The sequence below is a fragment of the uncultured Pseudoalteromonas sp. genome, assembly GCF_963922945.1.
In the GTDB taxonomy this organism is placed as follows: Bacteria; Pseudomonadota; Gammaproteobacteria; order Enterobacterales; family Alteromonadaceae; genus Pseudoalteromonas.
The window spans coordinates 1-26,226 of sequence record NZ_CAWUKC010000009.1; the positions used below are offsets into that span (position 1 = coordinate 1).

General features: G+C 41.2%; 24 protein-coding genes. 10 read left to right on the plus strand and 14 right to left on the minus strand.

The features are described 5' to 3' along the window. Positions 1-150 precede the first annotated feature (150 nt). Entirely contained in the window at positions 151-1,521 is a 1,371-nt protein-coding gene (locus AABI99_RS03460) for a TIGR03503 family protein (protein ID WP_338363360.1), read from the minus strand. 8 nt (positions 1,522-1,529) lie between these two features. After that, the gene (gene dnaQ / locus AABI99_RS03465) at positions 1,530-2,243 is read right to left on the minus strand and encodes a DNA polymerase III subunit epsilon (protein ID WP_338363362.1); all 714 of its coding nucleotides are present in this window, start codon (positions 2,241-2,243) and stop codon (positions 1,530-1,532) included. 68 nt (positions 2,244-2,311) lie between these two features. On the opposite strand from dnaQ, the gene rnhA reads away from it, so the two are divergent. After that, on the plus strand, positions 2,312-2,776 hold the full coding sequence (gene rnhA, locus AABI99_RS03470) for a ribonuclease HI (protein ID WP_338363364.1): 465 nt from the start codon (positions 2,312-2,314) through the stop codon (positions 2,774-2,776). Here rnhA and AABI99_RS03475 read toward each other — a convergent pair. After that, positions 2,773-3,546, minus strand: coding sequence for a methyltransferase domain-containing protein (locus AABI99_RS03475; RefSeq protein ID WP_338363366.1), 774 nt, complete (start codon positions 3,544-3,546; stop codon positions 2,773-2,775). The genes rnhA and AABI99_RS03475 overlap by 4 nt on opposite strands. Positions 3,547-3,599: 53 nt before the next feature. Between AABI99_RS03475 and gloB the strand changes: the two genes are divergently transcribed. Both gloB and AABI99_RS03485 read left to right on the plus strand, forming a co-directional pair. After that, positions 3,600-4,373 (plus strand): hydroxyacylglutathione hydrolase, encoded by a 774-nt coding sequence (gene gloB, locus AABI99_RS03480; RefSeq protein WP_338363368.1) that lies wholly within the window; start codon positions 3,600-3,602, stop codon positions 4,371-4,373. Between the two features lie 184 nt (positions 4,374-4,557). Then, a complete protein-coding gene (locus AABI99_RS03485; protein ID WP_338363370.1) occupies positions 4,558-6,135 on the plus strand; it encodes a LysM peptidoglycan-binding domain-containing protein in 1,578 nt (525 codons plus the stop codon). An 83-nt stretch (positions 6,136-6,218) separates the two neighbouring features. On the opposite strand, the gene AABI99_RS03490 is transcribed toward AABI99_RS03485, so the two are convergent. From AABI99_RS03490 to AABI99_RS03500, 3 genes are read right to left on the minus strand one after another with little or no spacing between them, the layout of a single operon-like run. Next, a complete protein-coding gene (locus tag AABI99_RS03490) occupies positions 6,219-6,668 on the minus strand; it encodes a flavodoxin (RefSeq protein ID WP_338363372.1) in 450 nt (149 codons plus the stop codon). Beyond that, on the minus strand, positions 6,668-7,432 hold the full coding sequence (gene truC, locus AABI99_RS03495; protein ID WP_338363374.1) for a tRNA pseudouridine(65) synthase TruC: 765 nt from the start codon (positions 7,430-7,432) through the stop codon (positions 6,668-6,670). Before truC ends, AABI99_RS03490 begins: the two co-directional genes overlap by 1 nt. Beyond that, a complete protein-coding gene (locus tag AABI99_RS03500; protein WP_338363376.1) occupies positions 7,425-7,745 on the minus strand; it encodes a YqcC family protein in 321 nt (106 codons plus the stop codon). Before AABI99_RS03500 ends, truC begins: the two co-directional genes overlap by 8 nt. 105 nt (positions 7,746-7,850) lie before the next feature. Here AABI99_RS03500 and AABI99_RS03505 point away from each other — a divergent pair, with 105 nt between their 5' ends. Both AABI99_RS03505 and AABI99_RS03510 read left to right on the plus strand, forming a co-directional pair. Next, complete coding sequence (locus tag AABI99_RS03505) at positions 7,851-8,879, plus strand: DUF3549 family protein (RefSeq protein WP_338363378.1); 1,029 nt, start codon at positions 7,851-7,853, stop codon at positions 8,877-8,879. Then, the gene (locus AABI99_RS03510) at positions 8,879-9,178 is read left to right on the plus strand and encodes a DUF3301 domain-containing protein (protein ID WP_338363380.1); all 300 of its coding nucleotides are present in this window, start codon (positions 8,879-8,881) and stop codon (positions 9,176-9,178) included. Before AABI99_RS03505 ends, AABI99_RS03510 begins: the two co-directional genes overlap by 1 nt. Positions 9,179-9,918: 740 nt before the next feature. Here the strand turns inward: AABI99_RS03510 and AABI99_RS03515 are convergent. Continuing rightward, complete coding sequence (locus AABI99_RS03515; protein ID WP_338363383.1) at positions 9,919-10,563, minus strand: GNAT family N-acetyltransferase; 645 nt, start codon at positions 10,561-10,563, stop codon at positions 9,919-9,921. A 210-nt stretch (positions 10,564-10,773) separates the two neighbouring features. Here AABI99_RS03515 and AABI99_RS03520 point away from each other — a divergent pair, with 210 nt between their 5' ends. The 3 genes from AABI99_RS03520 to AABI99_RS03530 all read left to right on the plus strand — a co-directional run bounded on the left by AABI99_RS03520 (position 10,774) and on the right by AABI99_RS03530 (position 12,172). Then, complete coding sequence (locus tag AABI99_RS03520) at positions 10,774-11,013, plus strand: DUF2789 domain-containing protein (protein ID WP_055013909.1); 240 nt, start codon at positions 10,774-10,776, stop codon at positions 11,011-11,013. A gap of 108 nt (positions 11,014-11,121) precedes the next feature. Beyond that, positions 11,122-11,385 carry a hypothetical protein gene (locus AABI99_RS03525; protein WP_338363387.1) on the plus strand — a complete coding sequence of 88 codons (264 nt, stop codon included), beginning with the start codon at positions 11,122-11,124 and terminating at the stop codon, positions 11,383-11,385. A 13-nt stretch (positions 11,386-11,398) separates the two neighbouring features. After that, positions 11,399-12,172, plus strand: a complete 774-nt coding sequence (locus AABI99_RS03530) for a Zn-ribbon-containing protein (protein WP_338363389.1) — start codon at positions 11,399-11,401, stop codon at positions 12,170-12,172. A gap of 44 nt (positions 12,173-12,216) precedes the next feature. Here the strand turns inward: AABI99_RS03530 and syd are convergent, their stop codons facing one another. After that, positions 12,217-12,756: a SecY-interacting protein gene (gene syd / locus AABI99_RS03535; protein WP_338363391.1), complete on the minus strand. Its 540-nt coding sequence runs from the start codon at positions 12,754-12,756 to the stop codon at positions 12,217-12,219. A gap of 59 nt (positions 12,757-12,815) precedes the next feature. Between syd and queF the strand changes: the two genes are divergently transcribed. Continuing rightward, positions 12,816-13,661: an NADPH-dependent 7-cyano-7-deazaguanine reductase QueF gene (gene queF, locus AABI99_RS03540; RefSeq protein ID WP_338363392.1), complete on the plus strand. Its 846-nt coding sequence runs from the start codon at positions 12,816-12,818 to the stop codon at positions 13,659-13,661. Between the two features lie 66 nt (positions 13,662-13,727). On the opposite strand, the gene AABI99_RS03545 is transcribed toward queF, so the two are convergent. The 3 genes from AABI99_RS03545 to AABI99_RS03555 form a co-directional block, all read right to left on the minus strand. After that, entirely contained in the window at positions 13,728-14,609 is an 882-nt protein-coding gene (locus AABI99_RS03545; protein WP_338363394.1) for a peptidylprolyl isomerase, read from the minus strand. Positions 14,610-14,829: 220 nt separating this feature from the next. After that, positions 14,830-18,513 carry a translocation/assembly module TamB domain-containing protein gene (locus AABI99_RS03550; RefSeq protein ID WP_338363396.1) on the minus strand — a complete coding sequence of 1,228 codons (3,684 nt, stop codon included), beginning with the start codon at positions 18,511-18,513 and terminating at the stop codon, positions 14,830-14,832. Next, positions 18,513-20,240, minus strand: a complete 1,728-nt coding sequence (locus AABI99_RS03555) for an autotransporter assembly complex family protein (protein WP_338363398.1) — start codon at positions 20,238-20,240, stop codon at positions 18,513-18,515. The genes AABI99_RS03550 and AABI99_RS03555 overlap by 1 nt, the downstream gene beginning before the upstream one ends. 203 nt (positions 20,241-20,443) lie before the next feature. Here AABI99_RS03555 and AABI99_RS03560 point away from each other — a divergent pair, with 203 nt between their 5' ends. After that, entirely contained in the window at positions 20,444-20,779 is a 336-nt protein-coding gene (locus tag AABI99_RS03560) for a ribonuclease E inhibitor RraB (protein ID WP_338363400.1), read from the plus strand. A gap of 16 nt (positions 20,780-20,795) precedes the next feature. On the opposite strand, the gene AABI99_RS03565 is transcribed toward AABI99_RS03560, so the two are convergent. The 3 genes from AABI99_RS03565 to AABI99_RS03575 all read right to left on the minus strand — a co-directional run bounded on the left by AABI99_RS03565 (position 20,796) and on the right by AABI99_RS03575 (position 25,998). Continuing rightward, the gene (locus AABI99_RS03565) at positions 20,796-22,547 is read right to left on the minus strand and encodes a DEAD/DEAH box helicase (RefSeq protein ID WP_338363402.1); all 1,752 of its coding nucleotides are present in this window, start codon (positions 22,545-22,547) and stop codon (positions 20,796-20,798) included. Positions 22,548-22,719: 172 nt separating this feature from the next. Beyond that, positions 22,720-23,022, minus strand: a complete 303-nt coding sequence (locus tag AABI99_RS03570) for an H-NS family nucleoid-associated regulatory protein (RefSeq protein WP_055013917.1) — start codon at positions 23,020-23,022, stop codon at positions 22,720-22,722. Between the two features lie 156 nt (positions 23,023-23,178). Further along, entirely contained in the window at positions 23,179-25,998 is a 2,820-nt protein-coding gene (locus AABI99_RS03575) for a TonB-dependent receptor (protein ID WP_338363406.1), read from the minus strand. Positions 25,999-26,226: the final 228 nt, after the last annotated feature.

The window sequence follows — 26,226 nt, forward strand, 5'->3', positions numbered from 1 at the left end:
CGCGACCCCCGGCGTGACAGGCCGGTATTCTAACCAACTGAACTACCACTCCGCATTTTCGTTTCTGCTTAGGTCTCCCTTTGCAGCGGCGTGAATAATACGAATCAGCCCCGACTTCGTCAAGGGCTTTTTTGTTTTTTTACAGGTTTTTTAGTCATCTGACATCGAAAGGTTTAAAATTTCACCTGATTTGTCACTTTTTGAGCCATTTTTACCGACTTGATTTTTTTCTGTGTCGGTACTGCTTTCATCAATTGCTTTCTTTTTGTTTAAAAAAGGCAGTTTAAAGTTAAATTTGATTGGCTTTTTCTGTACAAAAATACGAATTGCTAACCACCCTAACAATAAAATGAGCAAATTACAGCCCACGATTAAAGTCACTAATGTAGAAGTGGCCATTTTTTCTTCAACGGGCTCTGTTTCCAAAGGGAGGTTTTGATCAATCAGCGTAGCTGGGTCTATTTCGGGCACTGCTTCTATGGGTCTTTCTATCTCAAACTTGTACGTTGGTATTGTGGCCATAAACTCACGCCCGTTTATATTAGTACCAAAAACAGACAGTTCAACGCTGTATCTTCCCCAATCATAGTTTTTAATTGCCAGCTGTCGTGTATCACCGGCTTGCGCATCAATGGTAAACATTTGCTCTTCATTGTTAGGGTAATAAATTTTCCCCTGCACAATGACGGTGTCGGGTTTGACTATGCTGCTGTCTATATTAATAGTTAGCTGGTGATCGTCGATATCACCCTCTGCCAGTGTTATTTCAGATTCGAATGGCGGTTCATGCACAATAATCGGGTCTTGCACTATGCGTCGCTGTAATAAAGGAGTCGCGATATAAAGCTCTGGCGTCCACTGCCCTGCAGGAAAGTCTAATTTAAACTCACCTGTAAATACGCCATCTTTGGGGCGTTCGTCAAAGCCACGGCCATCGTCTTTAAATTCGGCCACCTCTTGAATGCCTGCTCCAAAGTTTGCATAGCTTTCATCGTTAGTGCTGACAAAGTCAACATTTAGACTTACTACATCTTTAAATAAATTGGCATCAATAGGCTCGTCATCATTTAAAATTTCACCGGTGATTTTTATTGTTTCACCTCTAAACAACATAGGGGGTAACGGCTGCGCTTTTAAAGACACCTCCCCTAATACTACGATCCGGCTGTCTGGTGAAATACGCCCAATTACTTGCCATGGCCCAGCCATAGGATTTTGTATGGTGATTAAATCGTAACTAAGCTCATCAAACCAATCGAGGTTGGGATCTTTTACGGCGTTAGTAGCAAAGTACTTACTTCCATCGGGCCTAACTAAAATCACCGCAGGCGAGCCCGACTTTCTGAAAAAGAGTAAGGTTATTTCGTCTAATTGGCTGTCTATGCGAAAACGGTTATCTAGCAGCGGTATTTCATTTTGTTGGCCGTCGCGTTTTAGTAACTCTACTTGTTTAACGGCAAACGCACTGGCGCTAAACAGCGAGGTAGCGCACAGTGCAGTTATAAAATACATCGTTTTCATAGTTGGCCCTATTCAGCGCGCCATAAACAGTGGCCGCCTTCTTTGTTTACAAGATCGAGTCGTGCTTCGTGTGCGCTTTGCTCAGCATCGTTTGCGCGCAACACAACTAAAGGGGCTCTTTCACTATTTAAGCGCCTTATGCCGCCCGTCTGTTGCTCGCTATCGTCATCCTTATTTTGATTCAAGTTTAGCTTGGTTTGCCCGCCAGTCATGGCTAAGTAAACATCGGCTAAAATTTCAGAATCCAGTAGTGCGCCGTGTAATGTTCGCTTTGCGTTGTCTATATCGTAACGACGGCATAACGCATCAAGGTTATTCTTTTGACCTGGATGCAAGTCACGCGCCATTTTAAGGGTGTCGAGAACTTGGCAGTACTCGTGGGTATTGGGATAGCCTTGGTTAAGTAGCGCAAATTCGTTATCCATGTGGCCCACATCGAACGCCGCGTTATGTATTACAAGCTCAGCGCCTTTAATGTAGTCAAAAAACTCTTGCGCTATATCACGATAAAGGGGTTTATCACGTAAAAACTCATTGGTAATACCGTGAACATCTATCGCTTCTTCTTCAATGCTGCGTTGTGGGTTAATGTAAACATGAAAATTATTACCGGTTAGGCGCCTGTTTATTAACTCTACACACCCAATTTCTATAATGCGGTGCCCCTGTTTGGGGTCGATGCCGGTGGTTTCTGTATCTAAAACTATTTGTCTGCGTGCCATATCGAATTTAGCCTGACTCTGGTATCTTTCTATAATCACTTTATTGTACATAATATCAAGGTAAAACAGTGCAAAAAACCGTAGAGATTTACACCGATGGCTCATGTTTAGGTAATCCGGGCCCAGGTGGTTATGGTATTTTTATGATTTATAACGGTCACGAAAAAAAGCTAAGCCAAGGCTACAAGCTTACAACCAACAACCGTATGGAAATGCTTGCTGCTATTGTTGCTCTTGAAACACTCACTCGCCCATGCACCGTTAACCTCACAACAGACAGCCAATATGTTAAGCAAGGCATTGAGTCTTGGCTTGCAAATTGGAAAAAGCGAGGCTGGCAAACATCGGCAAAAAAACCGGTAAAAAATGTTGATTTGTGGAAACGTCTTGATAGCGCCTGCAGCGAACACACCGTGACCTGGAAATGGGTTAAAGGACACAGTGGGCATAAATATAATGAAATAGTGGATGATTTAGCCCGCGATGCTGCAGGCAGTAAAGATTTACTTGATGATGTGGGTTATCAGCCTTAGCTATTATTTTTGTTATTGCAGCGCTTAAAGTGCTGCTTTGACGTTTGCCTAAGCCCTGCCCCTTTTACAGGCGAAAACTGCGGCCTTGCATGCCATTTAGGTTTTATGGGGGTGAGCGGAGCCACACGTTTTCGCGCAACCAGCATATACACACTGCCCATAGGTTTTAAATACTGTTTGGCAAAACTACGCCAAAAAGCAAAACGTGATAACCTGTTGCCACGCGCAAGGGATGAGTAAATAAAACGTTCGTCGTTAATAATCTCGAACCCCAATAAGTTAAGCCAATCTTTTACCCGTGCGGGTGTAAAAAAGCGCCCCGTCCACGGCAGTTTTTGGCCACTAAATGGCAACATTTGCGCCAAACCACATAAACTAAATGGGTTAAACCCGGAAATAACAATGTATCCACCGGGTATCAGCGTGCGGTGCGCCTCTCGCAAAATATGATGGGGGTCTGAGTGATACTCTAAGCAGTGACTTAAAATACACGCATCAACACTGTGCTCATAAAAAGGCAGCTCGTCTATATCGGCTATCACACCTGTGTAAGGCCCCTCTTCGGCAACACATACTTGGTGTTTTATCGTGCTTACGCTGGTATTAAGCTCACCACTTAAATTACCTAATTTAAGCATGTGGTAACCAAACATACGCCCCAGCCATTGATCCATTTTTTGTTCAATATCAGCACGTAAATAATCCCCATGAGGGAACTGCTGCCACGACAGCGGTTTGGGTCCTTCTTGAAAACTAAGGGCTGGTTTCATTTTTATAGCTCGTTATACTAGGTGTTATCCGTCACTTTATAGAGCAAATTACTATGGTGCAAGTTAAAGCAATTAAAGCATTTTCTGACAATTATATTTGGTGTTTAACTACCCATAACAGCGACCTAGCATGGGTAGTTGACCCAGGCGACGCCCAGCCCGTTATGGCGCATTTAGCAGAGCATGATTTACAACTTGGTGGCATTTTAATTACCCATCATCATAACGATCACACCGGCGGCGTCACCGAGCTTGTGAAGCAATTTTCGAACATTACTGTTTACGGCCCTCAAAATAGCCCATTCGCGGGGATCACTAATAAGCTGCTTAATGGCGAAAGTATTGAGATTTTAGGTACTCGCTTTAACATTATTACCACCCCTGGTCATACGCTTGATCACATTTGTTATATTCACGAAGAGTTGGCCTTTACCGGCGACACACTTTTTAGTGGTGGTTGCGGACGACTATTTGAAGGCACGCCTGAGCAAATGTGGCACTCGTTTAATAAGCTGCGTGAGCTACCTAAAACCTGCAAAGTGTACTGTACGCATGAATACACGCAAGCCAATTTAGCATTTGCAAAAGCCGTTGAGCCGCGCAACCCTGAGCTACTCCAATACAGCGATAAAGTAGATGCGCAGCGCGCTAAAAGCGAAATTACACTGCCAAGTACAATAGGCCAAGAGCTTAAAATTAACCCGTTTATGCGCAGTGACCTACCTACTATTACAGAGTTAATTCCAAAAGAATTTATGCTGGTTACAAAAAACAATGAACCATGGGAAAACTTTGCTAGTCTGAGACTTTTCAAAGACAACTTTTAGTTAAGGTATGTTGACCTGTTGTAATTAATTTTGCAGCATCATGTTTTGCTTTGAGCTAATTAAAACCATGGGTTTAAAAATAGCGCATGGTTTTATCAACATGTTAAAGTTGGTCGTTAAGTGGCAATGTTGACTCATAACGGGTAGTATTCGCCGAGTTTTTTTACCTGATGTATTGGTATATATGAATAAATCTCCTCTATTAATTACCTTGGCGCTTGCGCTAAGTGGTTGTCAAACATTAACAACCGTAGATTCAGACGCACAAGCTGCTACCCAAGCAAATAAGCGCTTAGAAGGCGCAAGCCCTAACGATATTAACAATGCATTGATGGTAAACGAGCAATATCAACACGTTGAACAGAGCGAAGACACCCCCGTTTTTGACGATGTGTGGGAGCGCATTCGCTACCAGCTGTCTATTGATGTACCGCAAAACCGCCCTGTTGTTACCGAGCGTAATTACTATGCGCGTCATCAAGCTTATTTAGACCGTATTTCAAAACGCGCAGAACCTTACTTACACTTTATTGTTGAAGAAGTAGAAAAGCGCGAAATGCCTATCGAAATCGCCCTTTTACCTATTGTAGAAAGCGCGTTTGACCCATTTGGCTACTCTAATCGCAGTGCTTCGGGTATTTGGCAATTTATGCCAGCCACTGGCGAGCGTTTTGATTTAAAACAAAACTGGTGGTACGACGGCCGACGCGACATAGTGCAATCTACGCGTGCTGCCCTTGATTACTTATCGTATTTACACAAAACCCTTGAAGGCGATTGGTTAAACGCCATTGCCGCTTATAATTCAGGCGAAGGGCGTTTAATGCGTGCGATTAAGAAAAATCGTAAAAAGCATTTGCCCACCGACTTTTGGTCATTAGATTTACCAAGCGAAACCACCGCCTATGTACCAAAGCTTTTAGCTCTTGCCGATTTACTAAAACGTGCTGATGAGTTTAATGTTAAATGGAAGCCCATTATCAACGCGCAAGTTGTTGAAGTGGTTGATATAGGCACGCAGATTGACTTAGCGCTTGCCGCAGATATGGCTGATATGACTCTTACCGAGTTGTATCGTCTCAATCCAGGTTTTAACCGCTGGGCAACGGATCCTAATGGTCCGCATTTTTTACTGTTACCCACCGATAAAGCTAAGCAATTTAGCCAAAAGCTGGCACAAACCGATGTGAAAGACCGCTTACGCTGGCAACAATACACAGTGGCGCGCGGTGATAGCCTATCGGTTATAGCTAAAAAGTTTACCACCAGCACCAGTGCTATTCGCTCGCTTAACAAATTAAACTCAAACACCATACGTATTGGCCAGCAATTGTTAGTCCCCTTGACCGATGGGGCAATTAATAGCGAGCATTTACCTAAACAAATGCGTTTAGCTGCCAACAAAGCAACCCGTACTAAGCTGTCACACACAGTTAAAAGTGGCGATACCTTGTGGGACATTAGCCGCGAATATGATGTCACCATGGATGAGCTTGCCTCGTGGAACAAGTTGAAGAAAAATGCAGTACTTAGATTAAATCAAAAGCTCACTGTTTATAAATCAGCGAGTAAACCACAAGCAACTGCAAGTACCAATCGCACCATTACCTACAAAGTACGACGTGGTGACTCGCTTGCTCGTATTGCGTCTAAATTTAATTTAACCGTGAACGAAATTATTAAGTGGAATAACTTAGCAGGTCAAAAATACTTACAACCGGGTCAAAAGTTAAAGCTTAAGGTTGATGTAAGAAGCAGTTAACCCACTGTTTAATAAAAACTAAAAAGGAGCGCATGCGCTCCTTTTTTAATACTTAAGATTTATTAGATGGGACTAAAATTAAATTAAGCCGGTAGCTTTTCAAGCCACGCTTTTAACCACGGCTCTGCTACAGGCCATGGCTCAAAGTCTTCGCAGGCATCTATTTCTAAACGGTTTCCTACCGGCTTAGCTTGCAAGTCACGTAGTAGCTCATCAAAGCTGCGCCCTGCTCCGCAAAAGGTATCGCCGTAGCATCTATCGCCCATGGCTATCACACCAAATGGCTTATCGGTTAGCATCGGAAATGTGCTATTCATAGCAAAGTAAAGCCCTGATAAATTACTCGGTACATCACCTTGCCCTGTAGTTGAGGTAACAACTAATATGTGCGAGGCGTTTTTAATATCATCAAGTGAGGCCTCACTAATAACGCTCGCAGTATGCCCTGCTTTTTCAATTGCATTTGCAACGTCGTAGCTTAAACGTTCTGCGCCGCCGTTAACGCTGCCTACAAAAATACTAATATGTGCCATTAATAATCCTTTTCTTGCTGTGGCCAACCTAGTTGCTTACAGACTTTGAGCATGTCTTCATCTAGTGGCGCTTTAATTACGATGGGTTTATGCGTGTAAGGGTGCACAAAACTAAGCTGCGTTGCAAATAGCATTAACCGCCTCAGTGCAAAATGCTCCCTAAAAAATTGATTATGCTGATTATCACCATGGTTTACATCACCAATAATGGGTATCGACAAATGATTAAGATGACGCCTAATTTGATGCTTTCGCCCTGTTTTTGGAAAACACTCTACCAGCGAGTAACGCACCGTGGGGTATTTACCAATAGGAATAGGTAGCGTGGCTTGATGCAAACAATTAAATTGCGTTTGCGCCGCTTGTGGCGCTTTATTTTGTGTGGCAAATTTATCAGCTATTTTATCTAGCTCTTCTTTTAATGGTTTATCTAAAAACACAGATTCAGGCGCAAAACCGCGTACAAGGGCTAAATAGCGTTTTGTAATCGTGCCTTCAATAAATAACTGATTCATGTCACGAGCCGCTTCTGAGCTTAGCGCAAATAGCAACACGCCCGATGTCGGCCTATCTAGCCTGTGCACCGGAAAAACATGTTGCCCTAATTGGTCGCGCAGCATCTGCATTGCAAACTGAGTTTCGTGTTTATCTAAAAAAGAGCGATGGACTAATAACCCTGCGGGCTTATCTATGGCAACAAAGTATTCGTCTTGGTAAAGAATGTTAAGCTCGCCGTACTCTACAGATTCACCCTTTTCAGTCATGGGGTTGACCTAAAAAAGCATCAAATTCACTAAGTAGCTTTATAATTTCGCCGCTACCGGTTATACCCACTAACGCCATTTCTGCCATAGGCGCAATGGCAAAATTTTGCGGCAATGGCTGGTTAAGCGTTATTAATTGCTGCATTTTTTCAATAAATACAAACTGTAACCATTGCTCAAATGCCATGGTATCGTGACAAAAAGGCACTTGAGATTGTAATTTGTGCGCCTCTATTGGCGTGCTTTGCCACAGCTTATGTTTTTTTAAAAGGGTGCTTAATTGGTTTAAATAAGCTTGCGTTTGCTGATACATAACCACTCTTCTTTTTACATTATAGGGCAATTATACCCTGTTCCCTCAATGCCTGCTATGGCGTATAATTGAGGTAATTTTGCAGTAAAAACAATTGAGATAACGATGAGCGAACACATAGCGACACTTGGCCAACTTTTAGATGGCGCCGGTACACAATGGCGTGCTTTTGATATTGGCAGGCATATTACTAAGCTTGATAAAAAACAATTTTTAGCTATTGAGCAAGCCCAAGTTCCTTATCCTTATCCGCTTGCAGGGCATGCATGGCTGGCCATTCAATTTTGGGATAGCAAAGCAAGTAAAGAACCGTATGTATGGTTTTTAAAATTTCCACTTGATGAGCAAAGTAAATTAGTGAGCGCGAGCCGCGATCATTTCGCTAATATGGTAATTGAGGCCCTAGGCAGCGAAATTACTGGCGAGCAAGCCGATGGTAAGCTAGATAATAACCCGTATGTGTTTACCCCTAATGCAAATAAGTTAGCGGCGTTTAACGCTCAACTTAAAGTATTGTTAAAGCAACCAGCCTCTAAATATTACGAGCATACGCAGCTATACTTTAGTGGCACTTTAGGTTTTGATGACTGGCAAAGCGTTGCGCTACAAGGTATTGCTGATTATGCACTACGCCTAGATAACGACAATAACTTAACAAACTTGCAAAAAGCTTGGCCGCATTTACCGCTTGAGGTTTTACAGCCTTTGAGCGCCATGCTTGAACATGTTGAAATACCGCCATCACTCAGTGAGCTGTTACTTGCTTACGGCCAAACAGCCATTGAAAATAAAGATACTATTGCACTCACCGCCGCACTGCGCTCACTTTCAAAAGGCCAAGCGCAAGGGCTGTGTACACAACTAGTAGATGCTGCATTAAGCTCATCTGTTGGCACGGACTCTGACGTACTTTTAACAATTGCAGGGCGTTGTTTTACTCAACTAGAAGAGCCTGAGCGCTTACATATTTTTATGGATAATTGTGCGCACCACCAGCAAATTGCCGAGCTATTTCCCAGTATATTTGCTGATTTAGTTGCAATACCCACTATACGCCCACACTTATTAGGCTTATTACGTAAAGAAAATCGCAGCGAAACCCTCGCTCGCGCAATTGGAAGGTTGTTCTCTTAATGGCTACTTTGTGGACGTTTATCGCTATTGGCGCTGTAATTTACTTGTTTTGGCTAAACCGCAAAGTAGCAGAAGCAGCTAACGGTCATGCCGCGCGCCAAGCTGAGCAGTTACAGGTTCAGTTAATGAGCGTAGCGTGCACAAAACGCCGCTTTGGCATTTTAAAAAATGGCAAGCCGGGGATCAAAAGCGAATTTATGTTTGAGTTTTCAAGTGATGGCGAAAATGCCTATCAAGGTATTTTAATGATGGAAAATGAAATGCTAAAAAGCGTAGTTGTGCCGCCACACAAAATTTAACTGTAATCGTTAAAAACGGTGGGGTTAGAGCAAAATTAATAAATAGGTTAATACATAAAACTAAGGCGTAACAAAAGTTACGCCCCACTCTTACAGCATCCTGCCTGTTATCCTTGACCCAAAATCCGTATTATCATCCCCTGAACGAGTAAACAACCCTATTTACCCTCAACATTGCGTCCTGCAAAATCCATAACCATCCTGGCTAACCCGCGTAAACTAACGCTTGGCTACTTACTGTAGCATCATCCTTGGTCATCCTTTTAAGTAGCTCCTGCCACTTTAAATGCATCCTGCATTATCCACTTGCCGCCTTGGCCATCCTGCGTAAACTAACGCTCCTGCTACTTCCTGTAGCTTCATCCATGGATATCCTTAAGTAGTTCCAACTACTAAGCGCTTCGTGCACTTCCTAGTTCGTCCTTGTATCCTTTTTAACTTGTCCTTTATGCTTCCTGCTAGCGCCTGCTATGTTGCCTATTCCGTATCCTTGGCAGTAGCTTAGTCATTAAGCTATGTCGTCTTGACGCGTTAAATACTACGCGAGTTTGACTTTCATCCTACTAGGTAAACAAAATTAATTTTTAGTAATATATATGAAAAAATACAAAATCCCTTTATAAACAGTACACTAATCAAGTGTAGCTGTATTTATGAACGGCCATAACTGACAATGCGCACGCCGATGTAAGATATATCTCACGGGCATATGTCCGTAATGGCGCTTATCGCTTACAGGGTTACTTTGCATAAGGCTTAAAAAGAAGCTCTCCAGATACTTTATTAAAGGCAAGTGCTTTATAAGTGCTAAATCCTTCTGATTTAAAAAACGTATTATGCTCTTGGCGTGTAACAAAAACGGCAAGCCCTTTGGCTCCTGTGTTTTGAGTTGCTAAATCATCTAAGCCGCGTAACAGGTAGCGCCCAAGCCCATGGCCTTGCACGTGTGGGTCTACCGCAATAAACGCTAAATAGTAGTAATCGCCTATATCATTAAGCGCCGAGCGGATGGTTTGCTCTTTTTCTATTAGTTGGTTAGTTTGCAAATACCCTGCGCTCAGCATTAACTTTAAGCGCCAATGCCAATAACGCTCTGGTTGTAATTGGCTGCTTGACTCAAATACACACGCCACCGCTTTTAATTTATCATTGCGGTACAAGCCAATTAAAGGGAGCTTTTCTTGCCAAAAAGCACTGAGCTCTTCGCGTATTAGTGAGCGCAGCTTTTTCTCATAAACAGCCACGTTATGTTCATCATAGCCTAATAAACTTTGTAATAGTGGGTCATCATGATAAGCCTGATAAATTAAACTGCCTGCCGTGCTTATATCCTCTGGGGCAAGGTATTGTACGCTTAACGTGTGTTTATTAGTGCTGACTGTCATTGTGTATCCTTATCATTATGTAAAACCCCCACTGAAAAATGGCCTCATCAGAGATAATGCCTCATTAAGTGGTTAGTACGCTTTTTTATCAACTGCGTTTGTTAACTATATACCCAAAGCAAAAAAATCGTCAATTCAGCGAGAGTTTAACTAGCAAAGCCTATAGTCTGACTCTAAGCTTGGTTTAATTTAATCAGATGGAGTAATAATATGGATACAACAAAACACGATATGAAAACGTTGTTTGCGCAATTGGGTTTACCTAGCTCAGAGCAACAGATTGACGATTTTATTGCTTCTCACTCACTAGAAGACACAACGCTTTTACAACACGCGCCGTTTTGGGATGAAGCGCAGCAGCACTTTTTAGCAGAATCGTTAGCGGAAGATGGCGCATGGAGCGAAGTCATCGATGAACTAGATGTAAGGCTTCGCCAAGAAGGTAAGTAATCCCCCCTCTCCTTATGCTAAGGCTTTATGCGCCTTGGTATTGTTGCTACTATAGCACCCGCGCAGCAAACGCTTGCTGCGCTTATACATTAAAGAGTTACAAATCTAATGAATGCAGTTGTATTTGATGCAATTAAAGTCCTTCTTAAAGAAGGCAAAACCCCCACTGTTGCCCTAACTAAAAGCCGCCTCGCACAACCTGTGCCTATGCCGGTGATTATTGCCGCAGTAAGCCAATATAAAAATAACCCTGATTCAATTCATAATTTAATGAAAAACCCTGAGCAGAGCATTGTTGAGCCCAAACTCTCTCAACTCGATCGTATTGAGGAAAAACTCGATAGATTGCTAGCCCTGCTAGAGCAAAAATAATTTGAGACTATAGATGTTCGTTGTTGATTTAACGTTTGACTGCTACCAAGACACCACCCTAGAGCACGCAGAGCAAGCCATTAACCGATTAGTTAATGCACTGCGTTTTAACGGCCAAATTATGGGTGAAGAATTCCCAACTGTACTAAAAGATGGCTATTTTATTACCCGGGTAATGTGCCCAACCGAAGACGCCATGCACCCATTAAATAATAGCCCTTTTGTAAAACACAGTATTGAGAAGCTGCACAGTGCAGGCTTACTTGCCCCTAAAATAAAAGTGATTGGCCAAGACATTCACTCAAACGGTGCCGATACCTGTAAATCGCCTTCAAGCTATATTTTATACACAACATACGTGCATACGTGTAGCCCGCTTTATTGCGGTGATGATTTTTTACCTGTGCCGCTATTCACAATTCCTGCCATTGCCAATGGGGATTATAAAACACTCATAAAATGGCAAGAAGATTGGCAGGCCTGCGATCAAATCCAAATTAATGGTGCTACGCGATGTGAATTTCCTGCACTTGAAGAAATATCGAGCACCCAAAGTGACTTATATCGCCGCGGTAAAGACATTGCCAAACGTATCCGCTTTTTAACCCAAAAACCGGTTTACTACTATTTATACCGTGTAGGTGGTGTAGATAAAGCCTCAGAACTTGAGCGTAAATGCCCTAGCTGCAATAGTGAGTGGAAATTGCCAGAGCCCTGGTTTGGGCTATTTGATTTTAGATGTGAGCCGTGTGGCTTGGTCTCTAATATTTCGTGGGATTTTCAGTAACAAACTAATAGGTGCCAGTTGTGAATTAAACTGGCACCTACTTTTTAAACTGTTAACGCTTTTAAAAACGATTCTATATTGGGTGCAAGTACATGATGCGGCTTTTTACCCACGTATTCTAAACATACCTCACCGGTATTTACCTGCACGGTAACCAGTAGGTCATCTTGCTCAGTTAAACCAATGAATAGGGTTTCTGGCTGCTTTAACTTTCGTTTCATTAAAACATGGCCAGTAATATTTTGTTGCAGCAAGTCAAAATCATCTTTATTCCACGCTTGTAATAACTCAACACGGTGGCCTTCTATGCTGGCTAAAATACTGCCGCCATACATGTGCCCGTAAAACTCATCAAACCCTGCCGGGAAGCTCAGCTCAAGTGCGTTAGCTAAATCTGATAATGAACCTGCGGGAGATTGCAAAGCACTTTTCCATTGAATATTGCCTTGGTCGTCTACTTCGCCAAATTCACAAGGGCTAGGCCATTGCTCATCGTGTGCCATAAGCGGGTATTTAGTGGTGTTTTTAATGGTTTTTTCACAAAATTGTGTGTGAAGTTGGGCCATTTGCATTGCAACAGACATACTGCGAAACTCATTTAAATTAGATATAATGTTCCTATTGTAACTATTTAAGAGCAAACATGACAGATTACAGCAATTCTCCAGACCTTAAAGGTAGTGTGTTAGGGCAATCTACTGAATACGTAGATGTATATTCGCCTAGCTTACTTTTTCCTATTGCCCGCAAGTTAAATCGTGATGCTTTAAATATTGACGAAGCCGAGCTGCCCTTTAAAGGTCAAGATATTTGGACAGGTTATGAGCTTTCGTGGTTAAACGCTAAAGGAAAACCGCAGGTTGCCGTGGCGCTATTTACGTTTGCGTGCCAAAGCAGCCATATTATTGAGTCTAAGTCGTTTAAACTTTATTTAAATAGCTTTAATCAAACCCGCTTTGAAAGTATTGAAGTGGTAAGACAGCATTTAATTGAAGACTTATCAAATGCGGTAAATAGCGATGTAGCGGTAACGTTATACGCACCTGATGAGTATAACTGTTTACCTTGCACGCCATTACCAGGGCAATGTATTGACGATTTAGATATTGAAATAGATAACTACGATATTGACGCCTACTCACTTAAATCAAAAAGTGACACCCTGGTTACTGAAACCCTGCATAGTCATTTGCTTAAATCTAACTGCTTAATTACATCGCAGCCAGATTGGGCTAGTATAATTATTCGTTATACTGGTGAGCAAATATGCCATGAGGCACTCTTGCGTTACTTGATTTCATTTAGAACGCACAATGAATTTCATGAGCAATGTGTTGAGCGTATTTATAGTGACTTGACCACTCAGCTCAATATTAAGGAACTTGAAGTTTATGCGCGTTATACACGCCGTGGTGGGCTTGATATAAACCCGTATCGTTCAACGCACTATAACGATACGCCGTTTGTGTTAAAAATTAATCGCCAGTAATAGCAATAAACTTAAATATCACCATAAAAAAGGAGCTTAAGCTCCTTTTTTAATATACCTTATAAGCTAATCAATGCGCTTAGTCGGAATAGGCATTGCGCACACATCAACATAATTATGGGCGTATACAAACCAAGGTTCAGTACGATTTTTTCGCGCCTCAATCAGCTCCCTAAATGATTGTGAGTCTGTGTTCATAACACTAAAGGTGCTTTTATCATTTTTAATATCAGCTAACACCTCAATGTTTGTAATTGGGTTAAATGGCATATTAGGAACAGGCTTACGCTGTAAACGATTAAAGTGCTCCATACCTTCAAGCACTCTTCCAAACACGGTAATATTTTTATCAAGGTAGCGTGGTCCTTGGCCAATGGTGACATAAAACTCCGTGCTTGCACTGTTTATCTCATTGCCACGGGCCATAGCAAATACGCCATGACAATGTACCTGCCAAGTTTGTCTATTAGAGGCGTTTTGTGCGACAGCAAAACCGTTTAAAAACCCCGTTACTGGCGCGTAACCATCGCCTTGCAGCTCTGTAATTTTAAGCGGCTGTGTGGTGCTATGGTAAAACTCTGCAGGCACTGTTTTATTTGCCGTTTTAATTGCTTTATTGCCTGAACTGTCGCCACCTTGTGCTACAAACCCTTCAACAAAGCGATAAACATTTGTGTTTTTGTAGAACCCCTCTCGCGCAAGCTTTTTTATATGTGCCGTGTGCTTGGGTGCTAGTTGCGGGTTGATCTCAACATAAGCAGGCCCTGTAGGCAGGGTTATTTTTAAAATATTTTGCCTATCTACATTTCTCCATTCGTGCGCTTTTGCGTGCTTTATTACCTGGCTTGCGCTACGTGTTGAAGTGTGTTGAGTGCCTGCGTGTTGCTCTGAGTGTTGGGCGCAGCCAGTTAATCCTGCTATTAAAAGTGCTAAATATAAGCTTTTCATATTATCCTTATAATGACTATTTAACCTGAACTCTGGATAATAAATCTATCTCAAGCAGCTATCCCCAGCGCTAACTACGTTGAATTTACTTGCAATAGGCTAGCTATTGACGCGTAATTTCGCCTTGTTTTCACTGTAAATCTCTGGCTAGAGAAAATAAACATAGATATCATTATTGATTCAATACGTTAGTAAATCTCTTAACCAAAGTTCAGGTTATTTAATCCCAATCAAACTTATAGAGTAAATCAACATTTTGATTTAAACCACTGGTGATCTCGACATAAAATTGCGACAGCAGCTGGTAGCGAATAGCCACCTCACTGAGCGAGTCAAATACCCCTACGCTGTATTTCACTTGTAAACTAGGTGCTACATAGCCTGATATTTCAAGTTTGGTGTTATCACCTGAGCCTGTTGAACTTAAGCTTACGTCAGATAAACCTAGGGTTTCTCCCACTTTAGATACAACACCTTCGCTACGGCTCACTCCCTGTGAAAGCAGTAACTGAGTAAGCATAGCATCGCTTGAACTGTCGCCCTCGCCTAGCGGTTGCCCATTGAGTAAATAGGCCAGCGCTTGTGCTTGATCCATTGCCGGCTCAGAAAACACTTTTAAGGTAGGTTGTTCAACGTTACCAGTGAGCGTAACACCAGCCACAACATCGTTTGCTGTGGTGTCTGGGTTACGGATTGCTTTTATATTTAAAAACGGTTGCTCAACTGAGCCACTAAAGCCTATTTGACCCGTACTAATAATTAAGTCTTGGCCAAACGCTGTGTATGTACCATCAACTAAATTTAACTCGCCAGTGGCGATTATGGGCGCACCTTGGCTCATTTTTATAGCTAAATCACCCGCTATTTTTGACTCAAGGCCGAATGACTCAATTTTAACGTCGTTTTTAACAACCACTTTTAAATTTACATCGTAATCAAACGGCACGTTTTCTGTTGTTTCAGTTTTTTGATCAACAATAATTTCATCGTCACTGACTTGCACTGCGCCCTCTGGCAGCTCTTCAATCACTACCCTGCCGTAGGGCACAATAACCTTGCCTGAAAGCGCCAGTGCATTATTTGCAAGGCCAATTTTTAAATCCGGTGATACTTTAAATGTAACCCCTTGCTGTGCACGTACAAAAAACTGCTCACCGTTAATATTCACATTAACTGCGGGTTGTGCACCATGCCAATCAACATCACCTGCAAGACTGATTTTTCCGCCTTGGGTGTCGCTTAAATTCCCTTTGATTGTGGCGGTAGTTTTATCAAATAAAATGTTTACATTAGATTTTTGCAACACCACCGGCAACTGCTCACCTTCTAAATTGATATCACTAACATTAAGCTCCCCATTTAATAGTGGGTCTTGCAACGTGCCGGCAAGTGCCACATTACCGGTTATATCCCCTTTTAATTGCTCAAGAGTCTCTAAAAATGGCTGCAAGTCAGATAGCAAAATTTTGTCTATATTGATGTTACCGTTTAAGGTTTGCTGATTTTGTATGTCGTCTATATTAATTTGGCTGGCTATTTTTCCCAGCACACTTGAGTCTAAATCAGCCTCTAGTTTACCCGTTTGAGAGTCAGTGTAGGCACTCACTTTTAGGGTTTCTATGGGTAACCTAAAGCGATCTTCCTGTGAGGTAAGAACTGCAACTAGCTCACTTGAATTTAAATTAGCGCGTAGTGTTTTTAGTGCACCATTGCTCCAATTAGCTGCAAAATCACCATTTATTTCGCCACGCGTTTTTATGTTATCGGGTAAAAAGTGTTTAAGTTCTTCAAGCGCTAAATTACTCAGCGTGGCATTAAATTGGCCCAAGTTTTTAGTTTGCGCAAGGGTATTAACACACAGCTCACTTTTGTTTGAGCGCCAGCAATGCGCACTCACATCAAAATCGTTGGTTTGGGTATTAAACATCACCGCAATTTTTTTATTATTACTAAAGCTGAGCTTTTTATCACTTAGCGTTATATTACTAAGCGAGCCATTCCACACGTTATTATTGAGCTTACCGGTTACTTCAACCTCAGCGGCACCTTGTTCTGCATCTATGGCGCCAACCAGTTGGTGGTCAGTTTTATCACCAGTGGCAGTTAGCTCAACACGATTTATAACTTGATCAGCAATTGTGGCTGAGCCAACGGTTAGATTTACATCGGTTTGCCAATCTGCGGCTGTATCGAGCTGGCCTTTAAGGGCGAGTTTGTTAACATTTATGTCGTTATACATAACGTTATCGAGTAATAACGATAAATCAACGGCGGGGGTTAAACGGGGTCCTCTAACTTTTAAATCGGCCTTACCGTTTGCAACAAATGGCAGGTTAGTTTGCTCACTTCCTGTAAGTGTGACTTTTCCATCAACCTGCCAGGTGTCGTCAACTTGCCCACTTAGAGCTAATTTATTAGGCCCGCTACTTAAATAAAGGCTATCTATGTTAGCTTTTAACGTATTATTGAGTGTAAAGTTTGAGGCAAATTCAAGCGGTGTTTGGTTAAGTGTACCTGCAAGTTGTGTATTATCCATTTGCAATTGCCAGTTTTGTCCTTCGCTATTAAAGCGCCCTTCTAGCTGACCAGAAACATCACTTGTGAGTGCATCTGTTAAATACTGTGCTTTTAAAGTATTTAACGAACCAAAAAAGTCGGCCTGGATGCCCTTTTGCCAATTAACGTTGCCATTAAATTTTGCGCTACTGTCGTTTGCTTTTAGGCTTAAAGTGCTTAGCTGTGCTTGGCTAAGAGAGCCGTTTAATTGCGTGTTTAATACTACCGCTGGATAGGCACCTAGCTGGCTATGTGCTTGTAAACTTAGCGTGTAATCATCCGCATTGCCCGTGGCAGATAAATCAACATTACTTACTTTTAGCTCATTACTTTGTGCGTTAATCAGCCATTGCTCAACTTTACCGGTAAGTTCAAACGGGTAATTTTTTTGTTTTAAATTAGCCGTTGCCGTTAAATCTAATGGGTACTGACCCGCTGTTTGCAAGTTTATATTTAAAGCTGATAAATCACCACTTAGCTTTAAGTTAGCTTGGTGTAAGTCGCTGTTTAGCGTTATTTCACCCTTTAACGGTAAGTTACCCGCAAGCTCACTGGTCAATTGTGTATTTAATTGCCATTGTAGGTACTGCGCACTAAGGGCTTGTAAATTAATGTTTTCATCTTCTACATTTAGTGCAAGCGCTATGTTTTCAATTGTATGTGTTTGCTCACCTTGTTCAATACCCACTTTTTTTACGTCAAACTGCTCTACCCGTAAATTAAGGGGCGATGTAAATTCTATATCTGGTAACGCGGGTAGCGCTGTTAGCGCCTGGCTTTGCTGAACCGTTGCCTGATTAGATGAGGCAGGTTGCTCTTTAAGCTTTACCAGTACATCGCTAATAGTCAGGCTTTTTACCGCTAAGGTTGCATCTTCGGCTTTCGCTGCAAGGGTAAAGTTATTTACGGTTACATCAGCACTGGGATGATTTAATACAAATTCGTTTATTGCTATATTTTTAACTGCAATATTAAAGGGAAACGTAATTTTAGCTAATGGCTCTGAGGCGCTCTCTTGTGTAGCCTCGGGCGCATTGCCAAGAGCAAGCTTGACTGACCGCGCACTTACATTTTCAATACATAAGCCATCGCACTGCCACCAAAATAAATCTATTTTAAGCTGCTGGGCTTTAAAGTCAGTACTTTGGTTTTTAAAGCTCACATTAAACGGGTTGTTATATAAAAAGCGCCCTTTATTAATCTCAATATGTAAGCCGTCCACCATTTTATTTGCACTATAAGCAATAAATTGATTACCGGGCGCAGTAAATAACAAGCAAAATATAATAACGGCAAGCGTGATTAAAACGCCAATCACGGCGGCGGATATTTTTTTAAATACTGACATTAAATTTCTGGCCCTATGGTAATGCTTAAACGTGTGCTTTTACTCTCTTTAGTAAGCCCCCATGCATGATCTACTTTTACGGGGCCTATGGGCGTTAAATAACGAAAGCCAAAGCCTGCGCCCACTTCAAAGTCATCCGAAAAGTCATTTGTGGCGGTACCGCCATCAACAAATAACGCTGCACGCCAGTTTGGCGCAAATTGGTAATTGTATTCAATCGTGCTCGTTAGTAAGTATTTACCACCAATTAAGTCACCATCTTCATTTTCAGGAGAAATAGACTGATAAGCAAAACCACGCACACTTTGGTCGCCACCGGCATAAAACCGCAGCGAGTAAGGTACATTCTCAATATTATCCACCATCATAGCGCCCACGTTTGCTTTTAAAAAAACTAAGTGTTTATCTAAATAAGTCCTAAGCCACGCATGCTGCAGTTGCACTCGCACTAAGTTAGTGGTTGAAAGTACATCATCTAAACCAAACTCAGCCGAAATTAGCCACTGCTCACCCCAATAAGGCGTGGTGCCTCCTTTTGTTTTTTTACGAGCATAGCTAATACCTGGCATTAGCATTTCGGTGCTTTCTTCAGGTTCATCACCAATGCGGTATGTTTCTTGGTCGCGGCGTAAAAATGCCGTGCGTACCCATTTATCTTCTGTTAACCATTGGCGCTGTAATTGTCCGGTCAGTATTTCACTGTAGATATCATCGGCAAGTTCATCTTCTAACTTGTAACCCACTGATAAACGCCATAAATCGTCGTTAGGGTCATCCACCGGAATAGTGTACGCCATAGAAATATCTTGCTGTTTTTCAGCTACATTTAAATTGCTTTCAAGATAATGCCCGTCTTCGGTGATCCAGGGTTTACTCCATTTAAAACGCACTTTTGGGCCCAGCTCGGTATTAAAACCGCCACCTACTTCGTAGCTATTAGCAGGTTTGTGGAGCACATCAACATTTATAGGTACTTGGCCATTTGCTCTTGCTGGTATATCAGCATAAATACGTGCGCTTGCAAAATAGGGTGTGCTTGAAAGTTCAAGGTTATAATCGGCAATTTGCGTGGCTTTATATGCTTGCCCTTGGCTAAAAGGCGCAAGTGAGCGAATGTACTTTTCTGCAGGGGTGTTTTTGGAAATGACAATATCGCCGTAGGTATAGCGCACACCGGTATCTATATTAAATGTAATAACGGCACTGTTTTTTTGTACCGATACAGCAAGCTTTCGGGCAGGCCATTTAGCATCAAAATAGCCTAGTTCTAATAACATCGACTCTATTTTTTTATGGGCTGAGTCGTACTTGCCATGATTAAGCACATCGCCCTGGGTTAAATTTAAATTTTTAATAACATTTTGTAATTGCGAGTCGCTTTTCCCCTCACCATTGAGCGTTATATTAATTGCTTCAATGCGAGTGGCAGGTCCGCGTTCTATTTGGACGATAAGCTCTTTATCGTCTTTATCAAACTCAATGTCTACTGTTGGATTGTAATACCCTAACGCTTTAATACTGCTTTGTACTTGCTTTTTGGCGTAGCGACGCAAGGTTCTTGTAGGCTTTTCACCAACGAGTTGTTTTAAGTAAAGCTCAACGTTACTTTCTAACTCGCCACTGATCCCTTTAATCTCGTACTCTTCAATTACCCTTTGCTCAGCGCTGGTTTGAGTGCTTATAAAAAAAACTAAAAAAAACACAAAACGTAATAACTGTTTGAACAAGTAAATATCCTTACTTTTATTCATCAAAATTTAACTACCAATAAGGTGCATACTACCATAGCCATAATGAGCAACACATTAACTTAATCGTAATCTTGCACCAAATTTTGCTCGTTTTTAACGTTAAAATTAATACGCTTTAAAGCAATATTTTGGTTACAATGGTGGCTACGAATACAAAATTAATTTTAAATGAGTTTTTAATGCAATTCCCTGATGATGATAACGGCCAACTTTTAGCCGAAATAGCCGCTGCTGGCGTTGATTTAAGCAAAATGCACCAAATCGATTTTTTCATTTTATTTGAACAACAAGCTGACGCTGAAAAATTTGCTAAAGAAATAGTCTCTGATGCATTAGTACAAAGCACTAATGTTGAAAAATGCAAAGACACAGGCATATGGGAAGTAATTACTCATGTACAAATGGTGCCAGAGCACACATTACTTGGCCAAGCAGAGCAATACCTTGAAAGCATTGCTAATAGCTACAATGGCTATGGCGATGGCTGGGGGTTGATGGACGAAGACGCCGCTTAACAAAAATCAGTTAAGCTTAGCCGCTTAACTGATTCGCTTTTCTAAAGCTGCCTGTGTAATCAAATAGTTTATCAGACACCTTCCAGCCATACTTTTTACTTTTACGTGCGATAACAAAATCGGGGTGTACTAAATCAAACTGTGCTTTAATAACCTGCTCGGCACTTTTAAATTCGACTGGCGCTTGCCCCTGCCCTAGGCGTTTTCCAAACTGTTTATTAAAAATATATTGCCCACCTTTACTGGCAAGGTTATATACCTCATCGCAACTTGCGCCATCTTCATCAAAGTAAGTGATTTTAATTAAATCATCTTTAAGTTTTACCACTGATAACCCACTACAGCGTAGTACTAACGCATCTTTTAAATTAAGTGCGTTACGTAGCTTGTCGTCTGGGTCGGCCATTACAGCGCCGCAATCATGGCACTTACGCGCAGCGATATCGTTTTGAGCGCCACATTGGTCACACTCTTTAAACCTAAACCGATAATCGCATTGCTCTTTATGGCCTTCATCATCCTCTAACAAACCTTGGCAGCGCCTACCAAAATGCTCAATGACTTTGCCTGCTGAATCGGTTTTTCCCCAAAAAATATTTGCAAACCCACACCCAGGGCAAAGCACTTGTACGGGTTCATTATCGCTGTCATTTTTTTTATCACCCACCTCAGGGTGAAATAAATCAAAGCCGTTGCCTGCGTAATCTATAACTAAGCAATCTGTTTTTCCTTCATTTAGCCTAAGCCCACGGCCAACAATTTGCTGGTATAAACTAACCGATTCGGTGGGGCGTAAAATAGCGATAAAATCGACATGCGGCGCATCAAACCCTGTGGTTAAAACAGAGATATTAACTAAATACTTTATTTTTTTTGCTTTAAATTGATTTATTAACTTATCACGCTCGGCATTTGAGGTATCGCCAGTTATAAGGGCACTTTGCTCTGCGGGTAAATAAGTTAAAATTTCTTGCGCGTGCATTACCGTTGCCGCAAATATCATCACGCCTTGGCGGGTTTCACTGTATTGTATTACTTGCTTTAATATGGCTTGCGTTGCACGCTCGCTATTTTTTAAAAGCGCATTCATATCATCGCTCGCATATTGCCCAAACGCATTGCTAGCCAAGGACGAAAAATCATAATGACTAATAGCCGCGTCAACTTCATTTGGTGGCGTTAAGTAATTATGCTTAATCATATACCTGAGCGGTAATTCAAATATACAATTTTTAAATGGACTTTCTTTATTACCTTTTACAAAACCATGGTAATGGTGATGGTATATCCACCCCATTCCTAATCTATAAGGTGTGGCCGTTAAACCCAATACTTTTAACTGAGGATTATTTTCTTTCAGCGTGTTTATAACCTTGCCATATTGGCTTTTTTTATCACCATTTACTCTGTGGCACTCATCAATAATAAGCAAAGAATAATGCTCATTTAATTTATTTAAATTACGCGATAAAGACTGAACACTGGCAAAAGTAACTTGGTGGCTGAGTGATTTTTCTTTTAACCCTGCTGAAAATATACTCGCTTCTAAACCAAAACTTTTATATTTTTGTGCGTTTTGTTCTACCAACTCTTTAACATGGGCAAGCACCAGAATTTTTTGCTTAGCAATTCGCGCAAGCTCTGCAATAACCAGGCTTTTGCCCGCACCGGTAGGCAGTACAATTACGGCAGGATCATTTGTTTTTCGAAAATGTAAAACGGTGCGCTCTACGGCCTCTTGCTGATAAGGCCTTAATTTATAGCTCATGAAAATAGTAACTAGAATAACCAGAAATGCAGTTTAACAAATACTAAGCGACTGCGGGGAGTTTAAGGTAAGTTTTCGCCAATTAAACCTGTCTTGCAAGGCGTAAGCCTAAGGTTTAGTTATTAAGTTATACACCATTAAAAAGAGAAGCCGTAGCTTCTCTGTTATTTTATTAAGCTAGGTGCTTTTGTAAATCAACACCTTCAAACGCTTTAGGACGACGACCACGACCGGTCCATTCAACCACCTCGCCATCTACTTCAATGCGATACTTAGCTTTTACTTTAGTACGTTTATCTGCTGTACCGTCTTGTAAATCTTCTAACGTAAGTCCTTTTTCTTTTAAAAGATCCAACACTTCCTGTTTAGCTTGTAGCTGCTCAGTATATTTTGCAATCGCATCAGTGATTAATTGTTGTGCTTTTTCTAGCTCAGTTAATGATGCTGTTTTAATAAAAGATCGAACTTCTTTCATTTATATCTCGCTAAATTATAGGGTTAGATTTCAATTCCTTTTTAGTATAAGCCTAAAATAAAAAATAGGCTACGAGAAGAAAGTATTAGCTATCTTTTCATATTTTAAACAAAAAAAGCCGTGATTAATATCACGGCTTTAACATTTAAAAACTAATTAAAACTTAGTTGTTAAGCTTAGTTGTAAGTATCTACCAGTTACATCATATGCTTCAGAAACTGTATTAATACCTGTACCACCGCTAGATGAACTTTGGTTAGCAACAGGTGGTTGCTTATCAAATAAGTTACGAACAGTTAATGTCACATTTGTACTATCAGAGAAACTATAGCCCGCTGAAATATCGTGATAAACAACTGATGGGAATTCGTTATACTTCTCTAGAGGCGTAAAGTCTGTGTAGTTGAAGTTACCACCATCAACGCTATCTTTTGAACGATCCCAGTAACGCATACGCCATGAAAGGTTTAAATCTTCTAGGCCGTAGCTTAAGTTAAGGTTAGCTCTGTTATCTGGAGTAAATACTTGGCCGGCATATTCAACTGTTTCACCACTTTCGATACCTGTTTCATCATATTTGATTAGATGATTCCAAATCAGATTTGCACCAAATTCACCATGCTCAGTATCAATCTTGTACGCTAATTCAATATCTAAACCAGAGGTTTCTATATTGTTTTCATTACTTGTTCCTGAATTAACTTCAACTAAAGCACCATTTTGGTCACGTAAAGAGTTACCACCACAAGTTGGATCAAAGTTAGCAGCACTCACATCAAAACAACGATTAAGTACCGTAGTACGGCTAGTTGTAGAAATAGCGTCTTCAACAGAAATATCATAGTAATCAACCGTCAAAGCAAACTCTTCGGTTGCTTGCCATACAACACCTAAGCTATATGTGTCTGCCGTTTCTTCTTGAACATCTTCATTACCACCAATAAAGCCACCAGTACTTTGTGCTTCTGTTTGTGTTAGTTCAAATGAACCATTTGCAGCAACACGAGCAGCAACCTCAGGGATTGATAAACAGTTTTGAGCTACATTGCCTGTATCTGAAGCGGTTACACCACTACATGGATCTGTAACTGTTGCAAATGTCTCACCACGTCCGCCAAATAAATCTGCAATATTTGGTGTACGTATAGCTGTTGCTGCTGAAGCTCTGAATTTCAATGTATCAATTGGTGAGTATTGAATACCCGCATTCCAAGTTGTTTGGCCACCAACAATTTCGTGATCTGAATAGCGAGCAGCTAAGTCAAGCTCAAGATTATCTAAAATAGGTAAAATTGTTTCTACATAGTAGTCGTTCGAATAGTAACTGCCATCAGTTGGTAGTGAGCGGTTAGTACTTGAGGCGCCTGTCTGGGCTAAATCACCTGGATTAAAGAAACCACTTTCTAAGCGATGCTCAGCCCCCATAGCTACACCAATTCGACCGCCAGCCAACTCAACTGGTAATTCACCAACTAAAGAAGCTGAAACTATAAACTGCTCAGTTTGGCCAGCAATTTTGGCTGGAACTTTAACGTAATCTACAGCCTCAGCTGAAACAGAGCCCTCTCCAAATAAATTAAGAGGTACACAGCCTTGTAAAACAGCTAGGTCATTTGCACATTGCAATGAACCATCAGCGTTTTGTACTACATCAAAAGCTTGTGCAGCTCTTTCAATGTTAACTTGACCACCACTGTCTTGGCGTTGATCTGTTTTACCCCAAGATACATATGTATTTAGTGACCAATCATCGTTGATCATCCAATCTATGCCAGTCGCAATTCGAACAGTGTCACGCTCTAAATCAGTAGAACGAGCACCAAACTCAACCATACGGCGAACTAGCTCAGGAATATTATCATCCAGAGCATATCCGTCATTAAGTAGGTTTTCACGAAGTAACTCCGGAACCATAGGATTACTTAGTTTTATCCCACCTTCTCCACCACGCTCTGGTAAGAATACATCATTAGTAGAAAATGGTGTTGGCTCAATAGTTGAGTTATAAGTTTTTGATGAATTCCAATTCATCTCAGCAAAAAATTCAACTTCGTCATTTATTTCTTGCTTGATGTTTAGAGCAGCGTATTTTCTTTCTAAAGGTGTTACAAGCTGTCGATAATCTGCTCTATTAAACGCATCCCCCCCTTCAAGGCCAGTGTAAGGAGTACCATCAGCGTTATACGCGCCTACTCGGCCTTGGGGAGTATACGAAGAAAATACTTTCCCAACATACTCGTTACCATTTTCATCTAGTAGTATCGCTTCATCAAACTCAGAAAATGCACGGTCTGAAGGTTTTAGACCTTTATCATCATCATAACCAATAGCAACGGTTACGTTACCAGAGTCCCAACTGTTACCAGCGGTCAGGTTTAAAGAATACTTTTCGCGATCGCCTTCGTCTGAAATACCAGTTTGAGCATTAACTTCAACGCCCTCTACGTTATCACGAGTGATAATATTTACTACACCAGCTACAGCATCTGTACCATATATGGCAGATGAGGCACTTTTTAAGATTTCGATACGCTCAATCATTGATGCCGGAATAGCGTTAAGATCCACCGCGTAACCACTTGATGGTGAGCGACCAGATACAAAACGACGGCCGTTAACCAATACTAAAGTACGCGCTTCACCTAAGTTTCTTAATGAGGTTGTGTTTAACCCTACGCCAGAAGTACTGAATGAAGAGTTAGATTGGTCTGCGCCGGCAATAGCAACAGGTGATTGGTTTAAAACGTCAGCTACGTTTAATGCCCCCATTTGCTCTATATCTGTTCTGCCAATAATAGTCACAGGTACTGGTGTTTCTACGTCAGTACGCTTAATACGTGAACCAGTAACTTGAATACGCTCTACCTTTTCAACACCTTCTTCTGCAGCAAATGAACTTGCTGAAAACGCAGCAGCAGATGCTGCACCAAAAGCAATCGCTAAGCGAACTGCTTTTGAGACTTGGTTATTTAACATGTGATTCTCCCTGAATACTTCTAATAGTTTATTTTTATACACCTAGCTAATACTTAATATTAACCGGCTCGCAAATACTAATACCATTTTGAGTACAAGGTCAACATAGCGATAACCAAAAATACCTTTTATTTACAAAAACTTACATGTTAAATACATGTAGCATATTGCAGTTTTATCATTAATTAATAATTGCAAATAAGCATACAATCCTATATTGAATGAGTT